Raw genomic sequence first — 23,037 nt, 5'->3', positions numbered from 1 at the left:
TTCTGATTATGTTTATCAACTGAATGCGGAGTATCCGAACATGCCAAAAATGAAGACCAAAAGTGGTGCTGCTAAGCGGTTTCTGAAAACTGCTAACGGTATCAAGCACAAGCACGCTTTCAAGAGCCACATCCTGACTAAAATGTCGACCAAGCGTAAGCGTCAACTGCGCGGTAGCAGCTTGCTGCATCCGTCTGACGTGGCAAAAGTCGAGCGCATGCTGCGCCTTCGTTAATTTAGTCAAGAATAGAGGAAGTAACTCATGGCTCGTGTAAAGCGTGGCGTCATTGCCCGTAAACGTCACAAAAAAATTCTGAAACTTGCTAAAGGCTACTACGGCGCTCGCTCGCGCGTATTCCGTGTTGCCAAGCAAGCGGTAATCAAGGCAGGCCAATACGCCTACCGTGACCGTCGTCAGAAAAAACGTCAGTTCCGCGCTCTGTGGATCGCTCGTATCAACGCTGGTGCTCGTATTAACGGTCTGTCCTACAGCCGTTTCATCGCCGGCCTGAAAAAAGCGTCCATCGAGATCGACCGTAAGGTTCTGGCTGATCTGGCAGTGAACGAAAAAGCGGCGTTTGCTGCGATTGTCGAGAAAGCTAAAGCCACCTTGGCTTAAGTACCCCCGACAGTCACCCGGCCTCACCTCTGTGGGGCCAGGTGTTAAACGTCATAAATAGGGGAAGAGCCTTCAAGCTCTTCCCCTATTTTGTATCTGGAGTCTGTACATGGAAAACCTGGATGCGCTGGTCGCTCAAGCACTAGAGGCTGTGCAAAGCGCTGAAGATATCAATGCCCTGGAGCAAATCCGGGTTCACTACCTTGGCAAGAAAGGTGAATTGACTCAGGTGATGAAGACCCTGGGGAATTTGCCGGCTGAAGAGCGTCCGCAAGTCGGTGCGCTGATCAACGTGGCCAAGGAGCGCGTCACCGAGGTGCTCAATACCCGCAAGGCGCAGTTTGAGGAGGCCGACCTGGCCGCCAAGCTCGCTGCGGAGTCGATTGACGTCACATTGCCTGGCCGTGGCCAGACTTCCGGTGGTCTGCATCCGGTTACGCGGACTCTGGAACGTATTGAACAATTCTTCACCCGCATCGGCTACGGCATTGCTGAAGGTCCTGAGGTGGAAGACGATTACCACAACTTCGAAGCGCTTAACATTCCGGGCCACCACCCGGCGCGCTCGATGCACGACACCTTCTATTTCAACGCCAACATGCTGTTGCGCACCCATACCTCGCCGGTCCAGGTCCGCACCATGGAAGCGAACCAGCCGCCGATCCGCATCGTCTGCCCAGGCCGTGTGTACCGCAGCGACTCGGATATCACCCATTCGCCGATGTTCCACCAGGTCGAAGGCCTGTTGGTTGACCGCGATATCAATTTCGCCGACCTGAAGGGCACCATCGAAGAATTCTTGCGGGTGTTCTTTGAGAAAGAACTGGCGGTGCGATTCCGTCCTTCGTACTTCCCGTTCACCGAGCCCTCCGCTGAAGTCGACATGGAGTGCGTAATGTGCAGCGGTAAAGGCTGCCGCGTCTGCAAACAGACTGGCTGGCTGGAAGTGATGGGTTGCGGCATGGTCCACCCGAACGTACTGCGCATGTCCGGGATCGACCCGGAAGAGTTCTCGGGCTTTGCCTTCGGCATGGGCGTCGAGCGTCTGGCCATGCTGCGTTACGGCGTGAACGACTTGCGTCTGTTCTTCGACAACGACTTGCGGTTCCTCGCGCAATTTCGCTAGTCGTAACGAATTCTTAGGAGAGCAGGATGAAATTCAGTGAACAATGGCTGCGTGGCTGGGTAAGCCCGCAGGTGAATCGCGACGAGCTGGTTGCCCGTCTGTCGATGGCCGGTCTTGAGGTCGATAGCGTAACGCCGGCCGCCGGTGAGTTCAGCGGCGTGATCGTCGGCGAGGTGCTCAGCACCGAACAGCATCCCGACGCCGACAAGCTGCGCGTTTGCCAGGTCAGCAATGGCGCGGAAACCTTCCAAGTGGTCTGCGGCGCGCCGAATGTGCGTCAGGGCCTGAAGATTCCATTCGCCATGATCGGTGCCGAACTGCCGGGCGACTTCAAGATCAAGAAAGCCAAGCTGCGTGGCGTTGAGTCCAACGGCATGCTGTGCTCGCAGGCTGAGCTGCAGATCGGTGAAGGCAATGACGGCCTGATGGAGTTGCCGGTCGATGCGCCGGTGGGCAAGGACATCCGTGAATACCTGGGCCTGGACGACGCGAGCATCGAGGTCGATTTGACCCCGAACCGTGGCGACTGCCTGTCTTTGGCCGGCCTTGCCCGTGAAGTCGGCGCGCTGTATGACGCTGAAGTCACCCGCCCGGTCGTGGCGGTGGTACCGGCGGTGCACGACGAAGTGCGCTCGGTGGAAGTATTGGCCCCGGCGGCGTGCCCGCGTTACCTGGGTCGCGTGATGCGTAATGTCGACCTGTCCAGGCCGACGCCGCTGTGGATGGTCGAGCGCCTGCGCCGCGCTGACGTGCGCAGCATCGACGCTGCGGTCGACATCACCAACTACGTGATGCTGGAACTCGGTCAACCGTTGCACGCCTTCGATCTCGCCGAAATCAACGGCGGCATCCGCGTGCGCATGGCCGAAGAAGGCGAGAAGCTGGTACTGCTCGATGGTCAGGAAGTCAGCCTGCGCAGTGATACATTGGTGATCGCCGACCATCACCGCGCCCTGGCGATTGCCGGCGTAATGGGTGGCGAGCACAGCGGTGTCTCCGAGACCACCCGTGATTTGTTCCTTGAGAGCGCGTTCTTCGACCAGATCGCCGTCGCCGGCAAGGCCCGCTCCTACGGCCTGCACACCGACGCCTCGCACCGTTACGAGCGTGGCGTGGATTGGCAACTGGCCCGTGAAGCGATGGAGCGTGCCACTGGCTTGCTGCTGGAGATCACCGGCGGCGAAGCGGGCCCGATCATCGAAACCGTCAGCGAGCAACACCTTCCGTCGATTGCGCCAGTCACTCTGCGTGCCGCGCGCATCGCACAGATGCTCGGGATGGAAATGGAATCGGCCGAGGTCGAGCGTCTGCTCAGCGCCCTGGGCCTGAACATCTCCGCCGACGGGGCAGGGCAGTGGCGCGTTGAAGTGCCAAGCCATCGCTTCGACATCAGTCTGGAAGTCGACCTGATCGAAGAGCTGGCTCGTCTGTACGGCTACAACCGTCTGCCGGTGCGCTACCCGCAAGCGCGTCTCGCGCCGCAAGCCAAGGCCGAAGCCCGCAGTGACCTGCCGGAACTGCGCCGCTTGTTGGTGGCTCGCGGTTATCAGGAAGCAATCACATACAGCTTCATCGATCCGAAACAATTCGAGTTGTTTAATCCGGGCGTGGAACCGTTGCTGCTGGCCAACCCGATTTCCAACGACATGGCCGCCATGCGTTCGTCGCTGTGGCCGGGACTGGTCAAATCGTTGCAGCACAACCTGAACCGTCAACAGGATCGCGTGCGCCTGTTCGAAAGCGGCCTGCGTTTTGTCGGCCAACTGGATGGCTTGAAGCAAGAGCCTATGCTCGCCGGTGTGGTCTGCGGCAGCCGTCTGCCAGAAGGCTGGGCGCAGGGCCGCGACACCGTGGATTTCTTCGACGTCAAGGCTGACGTCGAAGCGGTACTGGGCTTCGCTGGTGCCCTGGGTTCGTTCAGCTTCGTGCCAGGCAAGCATCCGGCATTGCACCCTGGGCAAACTGCACGTATCGAGCGCGATGGGCGGGAAGTCGGTTATGTCGGCTCGCTGCATCCGGAACTGGTGAAAACCCTCGGCCTCGACCGTCCGGTATTCGTTTTCGAGCTGGTGCTGGCCGAAGTGGCATTGGGTAAAATGCCGAAATTCCAGGAGTTGTCGCGCTTTCCTGAGGTACGACGTGACCTGGCACTGATCGCTGACACCGGCGTCGCCGCCAGTGCGGTGCTGGACGTAATCCGTGAAAATGCAGGCGAATGGCTGACGGACCTCAGGCTATTTGACGTGTATCAGGGTAAAGGCATTGATCCGCATAGAAAAAGCCTTGCAGTCGGCTTGACCTGGCAGCATCCATCGCGCACTCTTAATGACGATGAGGTGAATACCACGACGCAAAACATCCTCACCTCGCTCGAACAAAGGTTGAACGCCACGTTAAGGAAGTGACGTATGGGGGCTTTGACGAAAGCTGAGATGGCGGAACGTCTGTATGAAGAGCTGGGCCTGAACAAGCGGGAGGCCAAGGAATTGGTCGAACTGTTTTTCGAAGAAATCAGGCACGCTCTTGAAGACAACGAACAGGTGAAGTTATCGGGTTTTGGTAACTTCGACCTTCGGGACAAACGCCAGCGGCCTGGCCGCAATCCGAAAACGGGAGAAGAAATCCCGATCACGGCTCGCCGTGTGGTCACCTTTCGTCCAGGGCAGAAGTTGAAGGCCCGAGTTGAGGCTTATGCTGGAACCAAGTCATAACGACGAGCTACCCGTCATCCCAGGCAAACGCTACTTCACCATCGGTGAAGTCAGCGAGCTCTGCGCGGTCAAACCGCACGTGCTGCGCTATTGGGAGCAGGAGTTTCCTCAACTCAACCCCGTCAAACGCCGCGGAAACCGCCGGTATTATCAGCGCCAGGACGTGCTGATGATCCGGCAGATCCGCGCGTTGCTATACGACCAGGGTTTCACCATCGGCGGAGCGCGCCTGCGCCTTTCCGGCGATGAAGCCAAAGACGACACCACCCAGTACAAACAAATGATCCGCCAAATGATCGCCGAGCTCGAAGACGTGCTCGTCGTCCTCAAGAAATAAAATCCTGCTTTTAAATACTTCCAGTATTCAAAAGCTTGCGATATATTCTTGAGCGTTCTTCGAAGCAGAAGAACGAGTTTCACGCCTAGTCGGGGCGTAGCGCAGTCCGGTAGCGCACTAGCATGGGGTGCTAGGGGTCGAGTGTTCGAATCACTCCGTCCCGACCATATAATTCAAAGGGTTGCGAGATTTTATCTCGCGACCCTTTTTTATTTTTTGGTCGTTTTTACCCCTACAAAACGACTGGCTCTGGGTGGTTTTTTCGGATGTGTTACCAATATCGGATTTTGTCCTAGAGGCTTTTGGCAGGCGGATTGCTCCGGCCTACCTAGCGGCCATTCGATGATGGGATGAGAATTCAGTAACGACCAAAGGCACATTACGGCTCTCACTAGAAGAGCTATCATCCCGCCATCAGCTCAAGAGGGGCTCCCTGGCCGGCCAATTCCGGCACTCCCTTGGGCATAACGACAAGGATGGTTGCGCATGGACGACATCGTTCAGCCCCTCACGCCCCAAGAAGAAGTCCAGCCTAAAGAAGTAAAAATCCTTGCCACCTTGGTGGCGAAGCTGAACCTTGCAGATTTCCAGAACGCCATCCCTGTGATACGCGAGCTTCGCATCTCGAACGAGACGAGTGATCGTTTTGTCAATGCGACTCTTACCCTTCGCTCGGCGCCCGAGGTATTTAAGTCCAAGATCTGGCGGATTGACGAGATCGCTGCAGATAGCTTCCGGGTCATACTTGGGCTTGATCTTGTTCTGGATGGCCCGTTGTTGAATCGCTTGACAGAAGCGGAGATGTCGACCTTTACCTTCGTTCTTGAAGCCGATGACAAGGAGGCGGAAAGCGGTCGCAAGGAAGTTGCTCGGCTTGAACAGGTCGTAGACCTTTTGCCCAGAAACCAGTGGGGCGGATTGCGGCATATACCAGATATGACTGCGGCTTTTGTTCAGCCGAATGATGCGGCGGTTGAGCGGTTGCTCAAACAGGCGGCCGAGTTGCTTCGTCTTAGCGATAAGCCATCCGCACTTGATGGATATGAGGGTGGCCCCAAAAGAGCTTGGCAGTTGGCGTCGGCTGTGTGGGGTGCGGTGGCGCGCATGAAGCTCGACTATGCGTTGCCACCGGCAAGCTTCGAACAATCCGGACAGAAGATTCGTAGCCCCAGTCAGATTGCGGACTCCGGGTTGGCTACTTGTCTCGACCTGACTCTGCTTTTCTGCGCGGCATTGGAGCAGATCGGTCTTAACCCTGTGATCGTATTCACCCATGGTCATGCTTTTGCTGGTTTGTGGCTTAAGCCCGAAGAGTTTACGACTGCCCTGGTGGATGATGTCACAGCAGTACGTAAGCGGGTGAAGCTTCAGGAACTCGTGCTGTTCGAGACTACCCTCATTACTCACAACTCAATACCGCCATTCTCTTATGCGGTAGAGATGGGCACGAAACAGGTCGCCGAAGACGCTGAAAGTGTTTTCGAGATGCTGCTGGATATCCGCCGCGCCCGTCTGCAACGTATCAAGCCACTCGCCAGCTCAGAGGCTCAGATCGCGCGTGTTGCCGTTACTGAATCTGACGAAGCCCCATCGCTTCTGGTGGAGGAGGGGATCGGCATCGCCGATGACAACATTGAGGTGCAGGTTGAGGATCTCTCCAAGCTCGATCCTGCAGATCGCCTCGGCCGTTGGCAGCGTAAGCTTTTGGATCTGTCGCTTCGAAATAACTTACTCAATTTCAAAATGGGTAAGCGTGCGCTGAAGCTTGAATCTCCTGATCCTGGTGCGCTCGAGGACATTCTTGCAAGTGGACAGTCTCTGAAGTTGCTTACCAGGCCTGACCTGATGGATGGTGCAGATCCGCGTGAGCGCGCACTCTATGAGCAGCGTGAGCGAGAAGATGTTCGCCGTCGTCATGCTGAAGATGCTCTTAAGCGCAGGGAAATATTCGTTGCGCTGACGTCCGCCGAAATGGATGTCCGGTTAACTGAGTTGTATCGAAGCGCTCGTACTGCTTTGCAGGAAGGTGGTTCCAACACTCTGTTCCTGGCCATCGGTTTTCTTAGCTGGACGCGTGAGGATAGGGCGGGGCAGAAGTACAAAGCGCCGCTGGTGTTGGTACCAGTTACGTTGGAACGTAAGAGCGCCCGCTCCGGATTCACCATGGTGCTGCACGATGATGAGCCTCGTTTTAACCCGACTCTGATCGAGATGCTGCGTCAAGACTTTGAGTTGGGCTTGGGTTCGCTGGAGCAGGAGCTGCCTCGGGACGACTCCGGTCTGGATATCGCAGGTATTTGGAACAAGGTTGGTCATGCGATCAAGGACATCGCTGGTTGGGAGCTGAACGAGGACGTTGTACTCTCGATGTTCTCGTTTGCTAAGTATCTCATGTGGAAGGATCTTGCCGAGAATGCAGAGCACCTTCGACAGAGTCCAGTAGTCCAGCACCTTCTGGATACGCCACGCGATTCGTTCATCTCCGATACCCCGTTTCCGGAGGCTGAGTCTCTGGACCGTGATTACGGCCCAACTGATGTGTTCTGCCCACTGCCATCTGATTCATCTCAGCTTGCGGCTGTGATGGCAGCAGCCAAGGGCAAAGACTTCGTTCTCATCGGCCCACCCGGCACGGGTAAAAGCCAAACGATTTCCAACATGATTGCCCAGTCGATCGCTCAAGGGCGCCGGGTTCTGTTCGTATCTGAGAAAATTGCTGCCCTGGACGTCGTGTACCGGCGCTTGCGTGAAATCGGTCTGGGTGAGTTCTGCCTTGAACTTCACTCCAGCAAAGCTCGGAAAACGGATGTCCTTGCTCAGTTGCAGTCGGCTTGGGAGGCGAAAGGGCAGGTAGACGCTGCCGCATGGGAGGTGGAAGCGCAGCGGCTCGCTTCCCTGCGTGACAGCCTCAATATTTATGTCGAGCGTCTGCATCGCCGGCACCGCAACGGCTACACCATCTACGATGCCATCGGGACGGTGACATCTGGTGTTGATGAGGCAGTAGCTTCACTTGGTTGGCCATCTCCGGAAACGCATGATCAGAAGGCCATGCTTGAGCTTCGAGAGCTGGGCGACCGCCTTGAAGTGAACGCACAAGCTGTGGGCTACAGTCAGTTGGCAGGCAACGCTTTGTCCGCGGTAGGCCAAGCAGAGTGGTCGCCTCATTGGCAACAACAACTCGTGCAGGCTGCTCGTGACGTGCTTCCCGCAGTGCTTGAGGTCCAGCGAGCTGCTGATCGCTTTGTTGAGCTGTCCGGGCTTCCTGTTACGCAGTACACCCCTACAGCGCTTGAAGGGCTATCGATCCTTTCTCAAGCACTTCCGGCTGCCGCTGGGCATGATTGGCGTTTCGCATTGCGACCTGATGCTCGCTCAATTGCTCAGCGTCTGAGTGACGGTTGTACCGGGATCGAGCAGCACCGTGACATCAACTCTAGGCTCTCAACTTTCTGGCCGTCTCGTGTTGTTGCTGATGCTAAACAAGGCATTGATCTGCTGCAGCAACGCCGCGCAACTTTCGCAGAACTGGGCCAAGCCTGGCCACAAAGTGTCTGCGACGTCCTTGGGCAAGCTGTCACATTACTGGATCAGATAGACGACCTTAAGCAGCAGCTAACCGCGTCCTACAGTGACGCCATTGAAGCGCTTGATACCGAGTTCCTGCTGCGCGAGTGGAAAGATGCGGAGGAGTCTTTCTGGCCTAAGTCTTGGCTTGGAAAACGCCGAATCGCTGGGCTACTGGCTCCGATGCAGACTTCAACAGGTGAAGTCGACAATGGTAAGGATCTCGCTACTTGGGTAGAGATTCGGTCGGTGCGTCGAGCAGTCGATGAGCTGGAGCCAGGTCATGAGTGTGTCGCTGTTTGGCAAGGTGCTAAATCCGAAGCAACGCATCTCGCGACAGCAATCAAACTGCAAGAGGTCATTAGGCTTCAGAAAAATAACTCCGTCTGGATCGATGATGGCTTCCAGTTGGTTGAGCAGGGCCAGCTTGGTGATGAGTTGAAGGAGGAACTCCGCCGGCTGCGTGCGCTTACTCGTCTCGATGCTGGGTTAGATGAGCTGGTTGAGCTCGGCTCAGCAACTAGCTCTCTCTGGAGCGGTTTGAACACTGATATTGATGTGCTGACAGCAGCGCTGTGCTTCCAGGCTGAACGACGTGATATCGAAGAATGCGGCCGGCTTGTCGACGACCATCCTCATGTAGAGGAGGGGCGTTGTGGCTCGTTGTTCAAAGCTGATTTTGAGCTGCTCAAGAAAAGAGCAGCAATTGAACGAGAGTTGGTGGATCTGGCTGATCTGCGAGAAATTGCCCCTGCCTGGAATAACTTGAAAACGAAGGTTGATGTTGCACGTAGGGCGGTAGCATTCCAGGGGGAGATGGCTACCGCGGTGGCGAAGCTAGCACTTAATCCTGAGCAGGTCGCGGCCTATAAAGCACCACTTCAAACTTTGCTGGGGGATGGTAACGCACTGCTTGAGCCGGAAGCTGCTATAGCTATTGCCGGAGTTACCCTTCGCGAAAAGTTCGAATTGCTCCAGGAGCGAGCAGCGCACCTGACTGCCGTCGGTCATTTTACCGAAATGGGCGTCATCGAAATTGCCCATCTTGCACTAATCGATATCAAGAAAAACTGCGAAACGGTTGTCTCGTCTGAATCGCGCCTCAAGGCATGGTGCGCTTGGCGGAAGGTTCGCGATGAAGCCTACGCTGTCGGACTGGCTCCGATTGTTCAAGCGATGGAAACAGGAGCCATTACCTCTGGAAAAGTCCGTCGTGTATTGGAAGTGAATTATGCCCGCTGGTGGCTGAACACGACGGTGGACAACGAGGAGGTGATCCGGACGTTCGTCAGCGTTGAGCACGAACAGCGCATTCGTGATTTCCGGGCTTTGGATGACAAGTTCACCGAGCTGACCAAGGACTGGCTCCGAGCTCGGCTGTGTTCCGACCTACCAAGCCAAGACAGCGTAAGTCGCTCTTCAGAATGGGGAGTCCTGCGCCATGAGATGGGCAAGAAGACCAAGCATATTCCATTGCGGGAGCTGATGAGTCGTGCGCCAGAAGCGCTAACCAAACTCACTCCATGCTTGCTCATGAGCCCTCTCTCCATTGCTCAGTATCTGCCGCCTGCCTCAACACCGTTCGATCTCGTAATCTTCGATGAGGCATCTCAAATACCTGTCTGGGATGCCATCGGGGCCATGGCCCGAGGGAAGCAGGTAGTGATGGTGGGCGACCCCAAACAGCTCCCTCCAACTTCCTTCTTTGACCGAGCTGAGTCGACCGCTGAAGATGAGGATGTAGAGGCTGATCTCGAGAGTATTCTGGACGAGTGCATCAGCGCCAACCTGCCGATGCGTAATCTGAACTGGCACTACCGCAGCCGCCACGAGAGTCTGATCGCCTTCTCGAATCAGCGTTACTACCAGTCGAAGCTGGTGACCTTCCCATCACCGTTTACGGCCGACAAGGCAGTACGGCTGTGCCCTATCCCTGGTGTATATGACAAGGGAGGGTCAAGAACCAACTTGATCGAAGCAAGATCGTTGGTTGCCGATCTGGTAGCTCGCCTACAGTCTCCGGTTTTCCGTGAAAGCAGGAGAACCGTGGGGGTCGTAACCTTCAACGGTGAGCAGCAGAAGCTCATCATGGACATGCTGGACGAGGCTTGCCGGAAAGACCCATCACTCGACGTGTATTTCGCTGAGTCCGAGCTGGAGCCAGTTTTCGTCAAGAACCTTGAGAGCGTTCAAGGTGATGAGCGAGACATCATCTACTTCTCAACCACGTACGGGAAAGATGCTGCTGGCGTGCTGTCGATGAACTTCGGTCCGATGAACCGCCCTGGTGGTGAGCGTCGACTGAATGTGGCTATCACCCGCGCTCGCCAGGAGCTTTTGGTGTTCTCGACCTTGCGACCAGAGCACATTGATTTGGCTCGTACGCAAGCGATTGGGGTGCGGGATCTCAAGCACTTCCTAGAGTTTGCAGAGCGTGGCCCGCGGGCTCTCGCAGAAGCTAACTTTGGCAGCGTGGGTGGTTTCGACAGCCCATTCGAAGAGGCGGTTGCAGCAGCCTTGGCCAAAAAGGGGTGGCAGATACATACTCAGATTGGCGTTTCTTCCTTTCGTGTAGACCTTGGGGTTGTTCACCCTGATGCTCCCGGGCGATTCCTTGCCGGTATTGAATGCGACGGTGCTACCTATCACCGCAGCGCGACTGCTCGAGATCGCGACAAGCTCCGTGAGTTTGTGCTGCGTGGACTTGGCTGGGAGATCGTTAGGATATGGTCGACGGACTGGTGGGTAGATGCAATTGGAACTGCTGAGAAGGTGCATCAGCGTCTGAATGAGCTCCTCGCTGAGTCTCGAGCCAAGCAAACTGTCATTGATGCAGCTCTGGAGGCAGAGCGACTGAAAATCGACGCGGCTATGGCTGAGGTCATTGAGGTAGTGGATCAGGTGGCTGTGGTCGCCGCAGCGGATGGTTTGGCCGAAGCCAATGATCCTTCAGGCGCTTTGCCTGAGTTGAAGTACGCCAAGGCGGCATCTCTCACGCCAGTCGAGGATGTCCTGGCTTTTGTTCGCCCCCTTGAACATTTGATTTATAAAGAAACCGACCCTCGTCAGGCGGTAGGGTTGGTCGATCCAGATCAGTTCTTTGACGCGAGTTACACAGAAACGTTGGAGCAGATGATTGCTCATGTGGTAGCGGAAGAGGGACCGGTTCTGGACACGGTGCTCGCAAGGCGCATTGCCCGTGCTCATGGCTGGGTACGAACCGGCTCACGGATACGTGATCGCGTTGACCAAATTGCCCGTGCTCGATTCCGCTTACATGAAGAGGAGCAGGCAGGAATTTTTTTCTGGCCTACTCATATAGAGTCGGATGCCTGTGTCGTTTTCCGTAGGCCCGGCGACGAAGATTCCACGAGAGGGCTATCTGAAATCTGTCTGCCAGAACTGCGTGCTTTGGTTGACGAAATGGTGCAGCGGGGCCACGAAGGGGAGTCATTGATATACGCTGTTGCGAAGGAAGCTGGTGTAAGCAAGCTTGCTCATGCGGGACGTCAGCGAATTGAGAAGGCCATACGCCAAACGGCGGAGTAAACGAGAAACAAGGGGGTCATGAAGGTCCCCTTGCTTCTGGGTAACTGGTCGTGCCTTTGCTCTGAGAAGCGTGGAGTACAAATGCGCTATTTCTGGGTTAACTGATATTTCGGTTTCCAAATACTCAGGTGATTCAGGCAATGCCACGAGTTATGTTAATGTGCCATCATGTGAACGGTACGGAGAGTCGTGATGGGTTGGAAAGGGACTGTACGTTCGCTGCAAGCGTCTGCGCGGCGATCAGAGCGCAACGCTCATCGCCGTCAGCGTGAGCTTGAAAAGCGACAGAAAGAGTACGCAAAGATGGAAGCGCTGGAACAAGCAGCGTATGAAGTTGAGGTGTACGAAAATCACGTAGATATCCTCCTTTCGATGCACAAGGAGTGTGCCGAGCCTGTGAAATGGAAGCGAATTCTCTCCAATCCTGAACCTAAACAGCCTCTCAAGAGCGGTGCTCTTGAGCAAGAAGCTACGCATGCGGCCGCTACATATCACCCCAATTTCTGGGCTCGGCTTTTCAAGCTAGAGGCTCGTCAGCGCATGGCCCTGGAAGGAAAAATTGGCACCGCGCAGGCGGAAGACGAAAGGCAATATCAGGCTCAGCTTGATGAATGGAAAACTGCCCATACCGAGTGGGCGGAGGAGAGGGACATTGCGATCCGTATCCTTGATGGTGACCGTCAGGCCAAGCTAGATGCCATCGAAGCTTTCGAGTCGTTTGCAGAAATATCACACCTCGGCTCAGCTATTCAGATGATTGTTCATGAAGGTGGTGTCTTAGAAGCGAAAGTCGCTATTCATGGCTCCGACGTGATTCCGACCGAAATAAAATCTCTACTCAAAAGCGGCAAGCTGTCGACCAAAGCTATGCCTGCTGGGCGGTTCAACGAACTTCATCAGGACTACGTGTGCAGTTGCGCCCTGCGAGTAGGTCGAGAGTTGTTGGCAATCCTGCCGGATGACCTGGTCATCGTCACCGCTCTGGACAATGTGCTCAACAGCTCGACAGGTCATATGGAGGAGCAGCCGATTCTGAGTGCTGCGTTCTCTAGACCAACTGTTGACGGACTTAACCTCGAAACCATCAATCCGTCTGATGCGATGAAGAATTTTGTCCATAACATGAGTTTCAAAAAGGGCGCTGGATTCTCGGCTGTTGCCGCCCTTGATGCTCAGCGCTTCGCCGTAGTCGTATAACTGAATCATCTGAGAATCCAGAGAATGACATGGCAAACATAAAAAAAATTGGCTTGTACACAGGCATATTGGGGGCTTTGGCATCAGTGGCGGCGCTCGTCCTGCCTACCCCGGCGGTTTCGCACAGCTCCAGCGGCAACAACAGTCCGGTCATTTCTGGCAATGGCAATAACGTCAACTATCAATCCGGCTTTCCCGATCTTGAAACGATAAGAGCCCAGCGTCCCAATATTAGTGATCATCAATACGCTGCAATTAAACCCGGCATGACTTATGAACAGGTGCTGGACATCGTCAAGATTCCCGGTAAGGAGGCTGCCAGTGGCGGCAACGTGCAGGTCTATACGTGGGGGACGGAGGTGTACGTATATATGGTGTGACCTTGGTGGATGGCAAGGTTCAATCCAAGTCACATTGACGCGGTTTCAAGGTATTGCATCGCCCACCGGCGGGATGCGCATTAGAGAAAACTCAAGATTGAGAGTCAACGCTTCAGCCTGATTTTTCTCACTGGCTCCCGACCGTCATCACAAAGCCAATTTTGGTGCTCTAGAATGAGCGCTTGCTTAAGCCGGGAGAAGAGTTATGACTGTTCAGCTCAAGAAAGAACACCTGCAAACTGCTTAATATACCTACACTTGGAAACGCGACAACGGTGATGGTAGATACGCAGGCCCTAAAGATCGGTCGCGTGTCGACAAAGACGAGGGCTACGAGGTTCTGGAATTCATCGAGAACCTGATGAACAAGCACAGCAAGAAAACGCTGGGGGATGTTCATAATGCCGAGAACGCGCTCCATGCAAAAGAGCTGAGTGCCGTAGTAATGCGTGATGACCTGAACGCAAAGGTTAAAAAAGCGTTGGGCTGGTAACCTACTCGGGAACTCCTCAATGCCCGCCGGCTTGCCGGCGGGCATTTTGTTGGTTCGATGAAGGGATTGCATGACAAGGCGCAACGCATTTTTGAGAAGGCAGCAGGAGCGAGTGGAGACGAGCAGCCCCACCACCAGCGGTGATCGGGTTGGCACTGAATCTGTTCGTGAGAAAGCGGATTGGCTTTCTTTGTAGAAAAGCTCTCGCAGATCGTTCTCGTGGTAGTAGCAGTTTTCGGCTATTTCTACACCGTGAAACCCATCTACCAAAAGGATCGGCTGAAAGAGCAGGTTGCTGAGTACGAGGGCATCCTGAAAGAGCAACGACCCAAGGTTGCCGCGCTGGAAACCCAACTCAAGTCCCTGGCGGCTGAGCGAGACTTCGCCAAGGGTGAGCTGGAGGGCTTAGAGCGCAGTCTCAACGCTGCTCGCCAGGAGAAGAAGCAGCTCCAGAAACAAACGCGCTACATGGAGTACAAGTATTACACGGCGGAGGGGATGCCGGCCGTAACGGATAAGCAGGTGGCTGATGCTCAAGGTCGCGGAATAGAGGCTTCCTATCTATCAAGCATAAAAATGTTTTGCGGGCTTATCGGTATAAGGACTGAAGAATTCGGAAGTTTTCGCAGTTCAAAAGACATGCCTAAGGACGAATTCTACCCGTTCACCAAAAAGGAGATGGCTATTTGGAGTAGCTTCGGCGCTAAGCTAGTTGTCGATAGAGCTTTAAGTTGTGTTAAAGCGCAAAGTGCAAGTTATTCCAGGAAGTATGCAGATGACCCAGCCCACAAGATTTTAATCGCTGCGGCGGAGAAGGTCATTCTACAGAACATCAGCGAGCGTGCTACCAAGAACCCTTGGAGGCCAAAAGTTGAGCCTAAGGATATTATCGCTGAGCATCGTGGAGCGCTTGAAGGTTTCAAGCGTCGGAAGGCTGAAGAAGTGGCGAAAGCTGAGTAGGATTATGGCGGTTGGGAGAACGTGTGGGGAGATGCTCGGCGTACTATTGCCAAACAAAACTACGAAACGGCGATGAAAAACGCTGAGATCAAAGCCTGGAGTGACAGCTTTGGCGCTAATTATGCCGCAGAATCCAAAGCAAATGATTTTGCTCAGTCACTCAACAAGGCCTCTGCTGATCTAGTTCATGCCAGTATTTCAAACCAACAAGCCACGGGTTGACTCTCTCAAGCCGCCCTAGGTGCCATAGGCAGATCGAGAGTTCCCACTGCGCTGATAAAGTCCCTGGCAGACAACTCTGCAGCTTTGAAGATTCCGGTCGACCTTTTCTTGTGCATCGTCAAAATCACGCGAGCCAAATCGACATAATGATCGAGATTTTCTTTTGCTCGTTAGGATTGATCTGCTCATCAATGAGCGCCTGGGCCTGGTTGCGTGCCTTGTGGATGTTTGTCAGGGATTTGCGCGGCCAGGAGCCACAGGCGTACTCTTTGTATTGGTCGCCCCTGCGATACCGATAGAAAAAGCTGACTGATACACCGTCCTTACGCACTGAGATTCGACCGGAGAGATTGCCATCTTCCCTGAGGATGCGGCCGGCATCTTCAGCGGTCAGCGACTCGAACTCTTTGATGGTGATTTTGGCCATGAAATGGTTTCCCCTACTTTTACCCCCACAAAAACGTCGGCTCTTGATGGACGTTCTTGGACACTCGTAGAGCAGAACACCGCTGGAGCTCAAGTAAATACTCGCTTGGAAAAATCCAGAGTGAAATTTTGGAAGCTTTCAAGAAATATGAAAAAAGAGATGGGGTGCTAGGGGTCGAGTGTTCGAATCACTCCGTCCCGACCATTATTCCTGAGTAATATCAGACACTTAAGCCGATCAGATAGATCGGCTTTTTTGTGCCTGCGCAAAACCCGCGCAAAACTGGCGCAAAATTATCCGCTGATTTCGCTGATATTCAGGTCCGGAATTGCCTCGGACCAGATGACTTCCGCGTGGTCTCGCTGGTAGTTTTTTGTCATCGTCTCGCTGGCGTGCCCGGCGATCTTCTGACCATCCTTTCCGGATTTCTGGTACAGGTGAAGCGACAGTGCCCGCACCTCGTGGATGCCCGGCATTTCCTCTTCCTTCCAGCCCTTGTAACAGCCCGCCACCTCCCGCGCCTCTTTAAAGGCCCGCGTCAAATACCGCTGTTCGACCTGTGTCCAATGGTCCTTCGTTTGCGCCTGCTTCTGCTTCTTTCGATCGGGCCGGCGGTGGATCAAGTAAGGAGAAACGATGTCATCCCGGCACCGGCTGATCACCGCCTGTAGCTCATCGATCACCTTGAACCGAATTCAGGCCGCATCACTAGCCTTGGCGGTCTTCTGCTGGACCACATACAGAAATCCCTTCCGAAGCGTTCGAACCGCATATTCCGCTGCTTTCTCGCGTTGCGTCGCTCCATAGTGTCCCGCCGTGGGCTCCTCTATTCCTCGGCCATGGCCTGCCTCTTCAATTCCGTGGGCCGGTAGATCCAGCCATATCTGTTGTCGGCGCCGTTACACCTGGTTATTCACTCGCTTCATGCCGCCCACAGCTGGTGCCAGACAGCCGGCATCGATCAAATGGCCTGTTACCCCGGTATGACCTGAGCAGTAAAGCAGCTCGCCATTGAGCAGGCATTTTTTGTCTGGAGAAAAGTTATGGCTGTTACCGAGGAAGACCGCGACATCCTCGCCCGCCCGTTGTAGGGCGAGAGCCTGGCCGGCCAGATCGCCGTGGCCTGGACTATTTGCAAGCGCGAGTTCGATGGCCAAAACCATTCCTGGTGGGGGAGGGTTACGCAGGCGTGTGCCAGAAGCCTTATCAGTTCAACTGCTGGAATAGGAACGACCCGAAGTACTCCTACCCGAGTGGCGCCAAAGCGATTCTTTTTCGTGAGCTGGCGCAGGACCGGATTGCAGCTGACGGAGTGATTGATGGCAAGGTGCCTGATCCTACTGGTGGTGCCACGCACTATTACGCGACGACAATGACGAAGCCCTCGACTTGGGCGAAGGACGCCAAGCAGCTCGCCGAATAGGCCAGGTTACATCAAGACCATTTAACCGCCATCAGTAATGGGGCTGCCACCCAGATCCGCGCTGATCAAGACAAGCGTCTTCCGCTCGAGCGGCGGCTATCTGCCAGTGATCAATCCCACCACAAGGAACTGATCGGTGCCCAAACCGATCAGGCTTGCATCCGCGATCGTATTGCCACTGCCGATTTGCGGCTGTCAGATCCTTCTCGATGTCAAGGATTCAGCCAGTGGCTGCTTACTGCCGCCGCGGCATTGTTCATGGAGGATCGCGCGCCTGAACTGTCCCAGCGCATGCACAACGAAGTATCGCCATCACCGACGCTGGTGACCAAGGACTGATCGCACTGGCTGCTTGCCAGGCCTGCGCGCGAGAAGTGAATCGCTAAATCCTGCTAACAATTTTAGATTCATGACTGCAGATTAGGTGATTCACGGGCGAGCTCTCGGATCCCAAAATTACCCTAGTCGTGTAGAATCTCGGGCTTTCGAGGTGGGCTTTGCGATTATCCGTGTTAAAAACGGAATGTTGCTTATGTCTAGCGTGTTTCTTTAGTTGTTATATGGGGAGAGATTAAACGTGTCAGGTATGGATATGAAAATAACAGACAGAGAAAATTCGTTTGATCTGATTCGGCATTTCGCTGCGTTCCTAGTCTTATTTTCTCACCATTTTCCGATATCTGGCAGGCCAGAGCCATCGGTGCCAAGTTGGGATACATTTGGATTTGTAGCAGTCGTTATATTTTTTTCCATATCGGGCTATTTTATGCCTAAGAGTTTCTCCAATTCGGCGGGCTTTGTAGAGTTTATGGTCAAGCGCTGCAAAAGGATTTTCCCTGGCCTGTTTGTTTGTTCGATTATCATGGTTTATGTAATCGGACTTATATTTACGGCAGCTAGCGTTTACGACTATCTATTCTCGACGGTTCAATTTAAGACGGTTTTTTTGTTTACTGCCTTCATGGGAAGAACCATACCGACAGTGTTCTCCGATTTTACCTTTAAGGATGCCATCAATGGTAGCTTGTGGAGCCTACCGGTTGAATTTCTGTGCTACGTAATAATCGGGGCAGTTTTATCACTATTTAACTCCTGGAAGAGCATGGTTTGTCTGCTCTTGGCTGCCTGCATTGCTAATGCAACCCTCGGAATAAAGTGGGTCGACTTTGCCGTCTTCAACGTGCCGATGAGCTACCTATCGTTGTTCGGAACAGCCTTCTGTACCGGCGCGCTGATGTCAATGACCAGAGCTTCTTGGATGAAGTATCGAATTCCAATGGTGGCGATCTCGTTGTTGTTGATATGGCTATTGCGAGGTCGTCCAGAAGTTCAAATACTTGGCACGGCCAGCATTGCAGTACTGACAATTATCGTTGGTTTATCGTTTCAAGATAGGCTGATTCGCGGGCGGTTTGATATTTCCTATGGTGTGTATATTTATGCCTTCCCGATTCAGCAGCTCGTTGTCAACTGCGTAACGCGTGATTTCTGGCTGGGCATGTTCATATCCGCACTGCTATCGATCGTAGCGGGCGCATTGTCTTATAAGTATGTTGAGGAGCCATTTCTAAGAAGCAAGAAGAAAGTAAAGCGCGAACAGCTTTCAGTAGCTGGCGCCTGATGTAGATCTACTCAAGTTGCAGGTGCCGGGCACTAGATCGAGCGAGGGGGAGGCGACGAGCCGCGGCCTACGGTCATTCCGGCGTCGTGACCACCGCGAGCGTCGTCTTAAAACGGCCATCCCGTAAGGCCTTACAGACGTGCTGCGTGCATGAGGTGCTAGGGGTCGAGGTTCGAATCACTCCGTCCCGACCATATATTCAATGTCTTAGCCCAACCTGAAAAGGTTGGGCTTTTTCATGCCTGCAAAAACTCTCAGAGTCACCCCGACGCTCACCCCCGCAAAATACGCTCTCCCATCCATCAGCTATCCTCATCACTTCGGCGGGGCCCGGCTTATTCCAGGTTCGTGCGACGTACGGACACTCACCGTTCGGCGTGGACTGCCGATATAGATGATATGCAACTGAAATGCTTCAACGACTCGCGGGAATTTATGCCTAACGATCTCCCCACGCTCCCTCAATCCTCAAACAATCCCTCAAGCGTGGCCCTGACACGCGCATCGCTGTTCAAGTTCGTAGGTCTTTTGGCAGGCGTGTTCGTGCTCGCCTGTTATTCACTGTTTTATCTCGCGCAGAACCTGGATCGGACGGAGGAGGCTGAAAGTCAGTTTTACACGAAGAAAGCCGTGGAATCGTTGGAAAAAAACCTGAGCTCGACCGTCAAGGATTACGCGTTTTGGGGGGACGCTTACCAGCACCTGCATGTTCAAGTCGACGCGGATTGGGCCTACGTACGACAAAATATCGGCACGACGCTGTACACCGACTTAGGATTTCAGGGGGTGTTTGTCGTCAACGATGTCAATCGCACGGTGTACTCCCTGATCCGGGGTGAGAGGGTGGCCGTTGAAGTCGATCAGTGGCTGGGGCAGTCCATCGACTCGCTTCTCGATGAGGCGCGCGAGGGGGCTGAAACCGAGACGCCGACGACACGGTTCGTCAATGTCGGCGGCATGCCGGTCCTGGTCGCTGCGGCTGCCATTACACCGGGAACCGATCCGACGGTGGTAGCGGATGACAGGTTGGCGTCGGTGTTGATTTTTGTCGACATTCTGGACAGCAACAAGCTCGCTGCCATCGGCCTCGACTTTGGGATCGAGGGCTTGCACATGGCCACTGCGGATGAAATTCCCATGGTGCCGGTCTATCCTCTGGGCGAGACCGGTGAAGCAGGCAGTCTGCACTGGATACCGGAGCAACCCGGACTGCAATTATTGACCCTGGGGTTGCCCTTGGTGGGAATCGCCGCGCTGTTGGTGCTCCTGATGACTTGGGTCATCCTGCGTCGCACGTCTGTCGCCGCGAAGGTGCTGGATGCCAGTTATGCATCGCTGCAAAGCAGCCAAGCCGACCTGGCTACCAGTGAGGCACGCTTTCGCGATGTGGTCGAGGCGAGCTCCGATTGGGTCTGGGAGATGGACGGCGGCGGTTGCTTCACTTATCTCTCCGAGCGCTTTGAAAATGTCACGGGCCTTTCCAGGGATGCATGGATTGGCGCGCCGATCGATGATCTGCTGCGCACTGAGTCGGGCACATTATCGCAGTGGCTCAGCGTTCCGAACCGCCGTCCGGACATCAGTATCCAGTGTCGTTACGTCGATACCCATTGCCAGGAGCGCATCACCCGTCTTTCGGCACGAGCAATGGCGGGAGGCTTCCGTGGGACAGCAACCGACGTCACGGAGGAAGTTGAAGCCCGTCGGCGAATCGAATTTCTCTCTCAACACGACGCCCTGACCGGCCTTCCGAACAGGACACGGCTGCAGGAGTTCCTGGATGGCAAGCTCAAAGCGGTGCCGACCGTGGAACAACCCTTGGTCATGCTCAGTCTGGACCTTGACCGCTTCAAACCAGTGAACGATTTGCTAGGGCATGCGGCCGGCGATCTGGTGCTCAACCAGGTATCGAACCGCTTGGCGGACTGTGTTCGCCACGGAGATCTTGTTGCGCGTATCGGGGGTGACGAGTTCGTACTGATCCTCACCGATGTCACTTCCCAAGAGGAAGTCGAGACGCTCTGCCGCCGTTTGATTGATTCCATCGAAGAGCCAATACAGGTCAATGAACAAGAGGTTTTTGTCAGCGCCAGTATTGGCATCGCCATGGCGCCCACTGACGCCTGCGAGGCGGCCGAGTTACTACGCTACGCCGATATCGCGTTGTACGAAGCGAAGGCCGCGGGCCGTAATACATGGCGTTTTTATGCGGGCGATATGAACGCTAAGATCATTGAGCGACGTCGTCTGGAAAGCGACCTGCGCTTCGCGATCAAAAATGGAGAACTTCGACTGCATTTCCAGCCACGCTATCGGATCTGCGACGGGATAATGGTCGGCGCCGAAGCGCTGGTGCGGTGGCAACATCCTGAACGCGGTCTGATTCCTCCCGATACGTTCATCTCCATTGCGGAAGAATCCGGGCTGATTCTGTCGTTGAGCGACTGGGTCCTCCAAACGGCCTGTCAGTGTGCGGCGAGGTGGCCGGAACATTTGTTTGTATCAGTGAATCTTTCCCCTAGCGAATTCAAGCGAGGCAATATCGTAGCGCGCGTGCAGAAAGCAGTCCTCGATTCAGGGATCGCCTCAACGCGAGTAGAACTGGAGATTACTGAAAACGTCATGCTCGAAGACGCATCCGGCGCATTGGAACTGATGCATACGTTAAAACGTCTTGGAGTGCGCATCTCCATGGATGACTTCGGCACCGGTTATTCCTCACTGAGCTATTTGCGTACTTTTCCTTTCGATGGCCTGAAGATCGACCGGAGTTTCCTCAGCAAACTGGTTGAAAGCGATGATGACTCCATCATCCAGGCGATTGTCGGCCTGGGCCACGCGTTATCACTGACCGTGACGGCGGAGGGGATTGAAACGGCCGAACACTTGAGGCTGCTCAAATCGGTGTCGTGCGATGAAGGCCAGGGTTTCTTCCTGAGTCGGCCGCTCGATACCGAGGCTTTTGACTCGTTAGTGAAAGCCAAAAAAAGTAAAAACACCAAGAGTCGGGTTTGAAAAAGGAGAGCACCGTATGTTCAAAGCTCGCATGCTTATAACAACTCTAACCTGCCTGGCTCTCGCGATGGGCTCGGTAACGGCGCTAGCCGATCCGGGCAATGGCAATGGCAAAGGGCAAGGCAACGGCAAGGGCGGCCCGCAGAATAGCCAGGCGCATGGCAATCAGGGCGGCAAAGGCAAAGGTTCCAGCGCAGACAACTGGGATCGCTCGCCGGTTATTGATCGCGGCGGCGTCCTGGGGGTGCTCAATGGCTACCGTAATTACTGGACCCCGGGTCCTTCGTTGCCACCCGGGATACAGAAAAATCTCGCCAGAGGAAAGCCGCTCCCTCCGGGCATCGCCAAGAAACTGGATGGTCGGCTGGTCGGCAGGCTTCCCCACTACGAAGGCTATGAATGGCAGCAAGTGGGCACCGATTTGATCCTGGTGGCCCTGGCGACCGGCATTATTTACGAAGTCCTTAACGGTGCTTTTGATTAAGGTTCGCGTGGACCAACCCTACTCTTGAGCGGGGTTGGTCGCAGCCTCTAATCTTCCGTGCTTCAAATCCTGAATTGTTTGATTGCCGAATTCAGATCCGCACTGACCGCCGATAACTCCAACGCTGTGCCGGCCCCGCGCTGAGTATCTTGCGCGACGGTGTCGATAGAGGCCGCGATCTGTTGCACGCTGCGGTTGATCTCCTCCGAGACAGCTGTCTGTTCTTCGGCGGCGCTGGCGATTTGTGCGTTCATTGCGTTGATCGTCGAGATAAGGGCCGCGATGGCATCGAGGGACGTCATTGCCAGTACAGACTGTTCGCGTGTTCGGGTACCTGCGCTGCTGGATTGCTCCATCGCCGTCACGGTGTTGAGGGTGCCTGCCTCGAGTCGGCCTATCATGCCGTGGATTTCTTTGGTGCTGTCCTGGGTGCGGCTCGCCAGGGCCCGAACTTCATCGGCGACAACCGCAAAGCCACGGCCTGCTTCGCCGGCTCGGGCGGCTTCGATGGCGGCGTTGAGGGCGAGCAGGTTGGTCTGTTCGGCGATGCCGCGGATGACGGCGAGTACCCCGGCAATGGACTCAACCTCCGCCTTGAGTTTGCCCAGCGACGTGCCACTGACCTGCAAATCGCCCACCAGCCCGTGAATACTGTCCACGCTCGCATTGACGATTTCGGCGGCCGAGGTGCCTTCTTGCTGTGCCTGGCTGGCCGCCTGCGCCGCTTCTTGGGCGTTTTGCGCGACTTGTAAGGCAGCGGCCGACATTTCGTTGATCGCGGCCGCGACTTGGTCGGTCTCCTGCCGTTGCAGGTCCATCGCCCGCTCTGAACGCTGCGCCTGGCTGGTGACGTCGGCGACGAGCCGGTTCAGTCGATCGGTCATGCCCGCCACATTACCGACCAGG

17 protein-coding genes, 1 tRNA gene and 4 pseudogenes are annotated in these 23,037 nt (G+C 55.0%); 18 read left to right on the top strand and 4 right to left on the bottom strand.

What is annotated here, in order from left to right; all coding sequences use genetic code 11:
- Nucleotides 1-40 precede the first annotated feature (40 nt).
- The 13 genes from rpmI (at nt 41) to RG836_RS22830 (ending at nt 15,161) form a co-directional block, all read left to right on the top strand.
- Complete coding sequence (gene rpmI, locus RG836_RS22890; RefSeq protein WP_002553160.1) at nt 41-235, top strand: 50S ribosomal protein L35; 195 nt, start codon at nt 41-43, stop codon at nt 233-235.
- Between the two features lie 27 nt (nt 236-262).
- Complete coding sequence (rplT, locus tag RG836_RS22885; RefSeq protein WP_007905879.1) at nt 263-619, top strand: 50S ribosomal protein L20; 357 nt, start codon at nt 263-265, stop codon at nt 617-619.
- A gap of 109 nt (nt 620-728) precedes the next feature.
- On the top strand, nt 729-1,745 hold the full coding sequence (gene pheS, locus RG836_RS22880) for a phenylalanine--tRNA ligase subunit alpha (protein ID WP_310849807.1): 1,017 nt from the start codon (nt 729-731) through the stop codon (nt 1,743-1,745).
- Nucleotides 1,746-1,771: 26 nt separating this feature from the next.
- Entirely contained in the window at nt 1,772-4,150 is a 2,379-nt protein-coding gene (gene pheT / locus RG836_RS22875) for a phenylalanine--tRNA ligase subunit beta (protein ID WP_310849806.1), read from the top strand.
- 3 nt (nt 4,151-4,153) lie between these two features.
- Nucleotides 4,154-4,456 (top strand): integration host factor subunit alpha, encoded by a 303-nt coding sequence (ihfA, locus tag RG836_RS22870; protein WP_002553164.1) that lies wholly within the window; start codon nt 4,154-4,156, stop codon nt 4,454-4,456.
- Entirely contained in the window at nt 4,437-4,793 is a 357-nt protein-coding gene (locus RG836_RS22865) for a MerR family transcriptional regulator (protein ID WP_003179985.1), read from the top strand. The genes ihfA and RG836_RS22865 overlap by 20 nt, the downstream gene beginning before the upstream one ends.
- 90 nt (nt 4,794-4,883) lie before the next feature.
- Nucleotides 4,884-4,960, top strand: a tRNA-Pro gene (locus tag RG836_RS22860).
- A 319-nt stretch (nt 4,961-5,279) separates the two neighbouring features.
- On the top strand, nt 5,280-11,909 hold the full coding sequence (locus RG836_RS22855) for a DUF3320 domain-containing protein (protein ID WP_310849805.1): 6,630 nt from the start codon (nt 5,280-5,282) through the stop codon (nt 11,907-11,909).
- 192 nt (nt 11,910-12,101) lie between these two features.
- Nucleotides 12,102-13,106 carry a hypothetical protein gene (locus RG836_RS22850; protein WP_310849802.1) on the top strand — a complete coding sequence of 335 codons (1,005 nt, stop codon included), beginning with the start codon at nt 12,102-12,104 and terminating at the stop codon, nt 13,104-13,106.
- 29 nt (nt 13,107-13,135) lie between these two features.
- Nucleotides 13,136-13,486, top strand: a complete 351-nt coding sequence (locus RG836_RS22845) for a hypothetical protein (protein WP_310849799.1) — start codon at nt 13,136-13,138, stop codon at nt 13,484-13,486.
- Between the two features lie 361 nt (nt 13,487-13,847).
- Nucleotides 13,848-13,979, top strand: a complete 132-nt coding sequence (locus RG836_RS22840) for a hypothetical protein (protein ID WP_310849798.1) — start codon at nt 13,848-13,850, stop codon at nt 13,977-13,979.
- 180 nt (nt 13,980-14,159) lie between these two features.
- Complete coding sequence (locus tag RG836_RS22835; protein WP_310849797.1) at nt 14,160-14,939, top strand: hypothetical protein; 780 nt, start codon at nt 14,160-14,162, stop codon at nt 14,937-14,939.
- A gap of 72 nt (nt 14,940-15,011) precedes the next feature.
- The gene (locus RG836_RS22830; protein WP_310849795.1) at nt 15,012-15,161 is read left to right on the top strand and encodes a hypothetical protein; all 150 of its coding nucleotides are present in this window, start codon (nt 15,012-15,014) and stop codon (nt 15,159-15,161) included.
- Between the two features lie 157 nt (nt 15,162-15,318).
- Here RG836_RS22830 and RG836_RS22825 read toward each other — a convergent pair.
- From RG836_RS22825 to RG836_RS22815, 3 genes and pseudogenes are all read right to left on the bottom strand, one after another.
- Nucleotides 15,319-15,588: pseudogene (locus tag RG836_RS22825) on the bottom strand (integrase arm-type DNA-binding domain-containing protein); the annotation flags it as partial.
- Between the two features lie 293 nt (nt 15,589-15,881).
- Nucleotides 15,882-16,343, bottom strand: a pseudogene (locus tag RG836_RS22820) (site-specific integrase); the annotation flags it as partial.
- A 144-nt stretch (nt 16,344-16,487) separates the two neighbouring features.
- Nucleotides 16,488-16,745 (bottom strand): hypothetical protein, encoded by a 258-nt coding sequence (locus RG836_RS22815; protein ID WP_310849794.1) that lies wholly within the window; start codon nt 16,743-16,745, stop codon nt 16,488-16,490.
- Here RG836_RS22815 and RG836_RS22810 point away from each other — a divergent pair.
- The 5 genes and pseudogenes from RG836_RS22810 (at nt 16,689) to RG836_RS22795 (ending at nt 22,131) form a co-directional block, all read left to right on the top strand.
- Nucleotides 16,689-17,011: pseudogene (locus tag RG836_RS22810) on the top strand (cell wall hydrolase). The gene RG836_RS22815 and the pseudogene RG836_RS22810 sit on opposite strands and share 57 nt — an antisense overlap.
- Nucleotides 17,012-17,397, top strand: a pseudogene (locus tag RG836_RS27385) (lysis protein); the annotation flags it as partial.
- A gap of 200 nt (nt 17,398-17,597) precedes the next feature.
- Complete coding sequence (locus tag RG836_RS22805; RefSeq protein ID WP_310849793.1) at nt 17,598-18,632, top strand: acyltransferase family protein; 1,035 nt, start codon at nt 17,598-17,600, stop codon at nt 18,630-18,632.
- A 435-nt stretch (nt 18,633-19,067) separates the two neighbouring features.
- Nucleotides 19,068-21,647, top strand: coding sequence for a bifunctional diguanylate cyclase/phosphodiesterase (locus RG836_RS22800; protein WP_310849792.1), 2,580 nt, complete (start codon nt 19,068-19,070; stop codon nt 21,645-21,647).
- 16 nt (nt 21,648-21,663) lie between these two features.
- Nucleotides 21,664-22,131, top strand: a complete 468-nt coding sequence (locus tag RG836_RS22795) for an anti-virulence regulator CigR family protein (protein WP_310849791.1) — start codon at nt 21,664-21,666, stop codon at nt 22,129-22,131.
- A gap of 62 nt (nt 22,132-22,193) precedes the next feature.
- On the opposite strand, the gene RG836_RS27380 is transcribed toward RG836_RS22795, so the two are convergent.
- The gene (locus RG836_RS27380) at nt 22,194-22,949 is read right to left on the bottom strand and encodes a methyl-accepting chemotaxis protein (protein ID WP_409078106.1); all 756 of its coding nucleotides are present in this window, start codon (nt 22,947-22,949) and stop codon (nt 22,194-22,196) included.
- Nucleotides 22,950-23,037: the final 88 nt, after the last annotated feature.

Source organism: Pseudomonas rhizozeae (assembly GCF_031583775.1).
GTDB lineage: Bacteria > Pseudomonadota > Gammaproteobacteria > Pseudomonadales > Pseudomonadaceae > Aquipseudomonas.
This window is presented reverse-complemented; position numbering and strand designations above follow the sequence as displayed.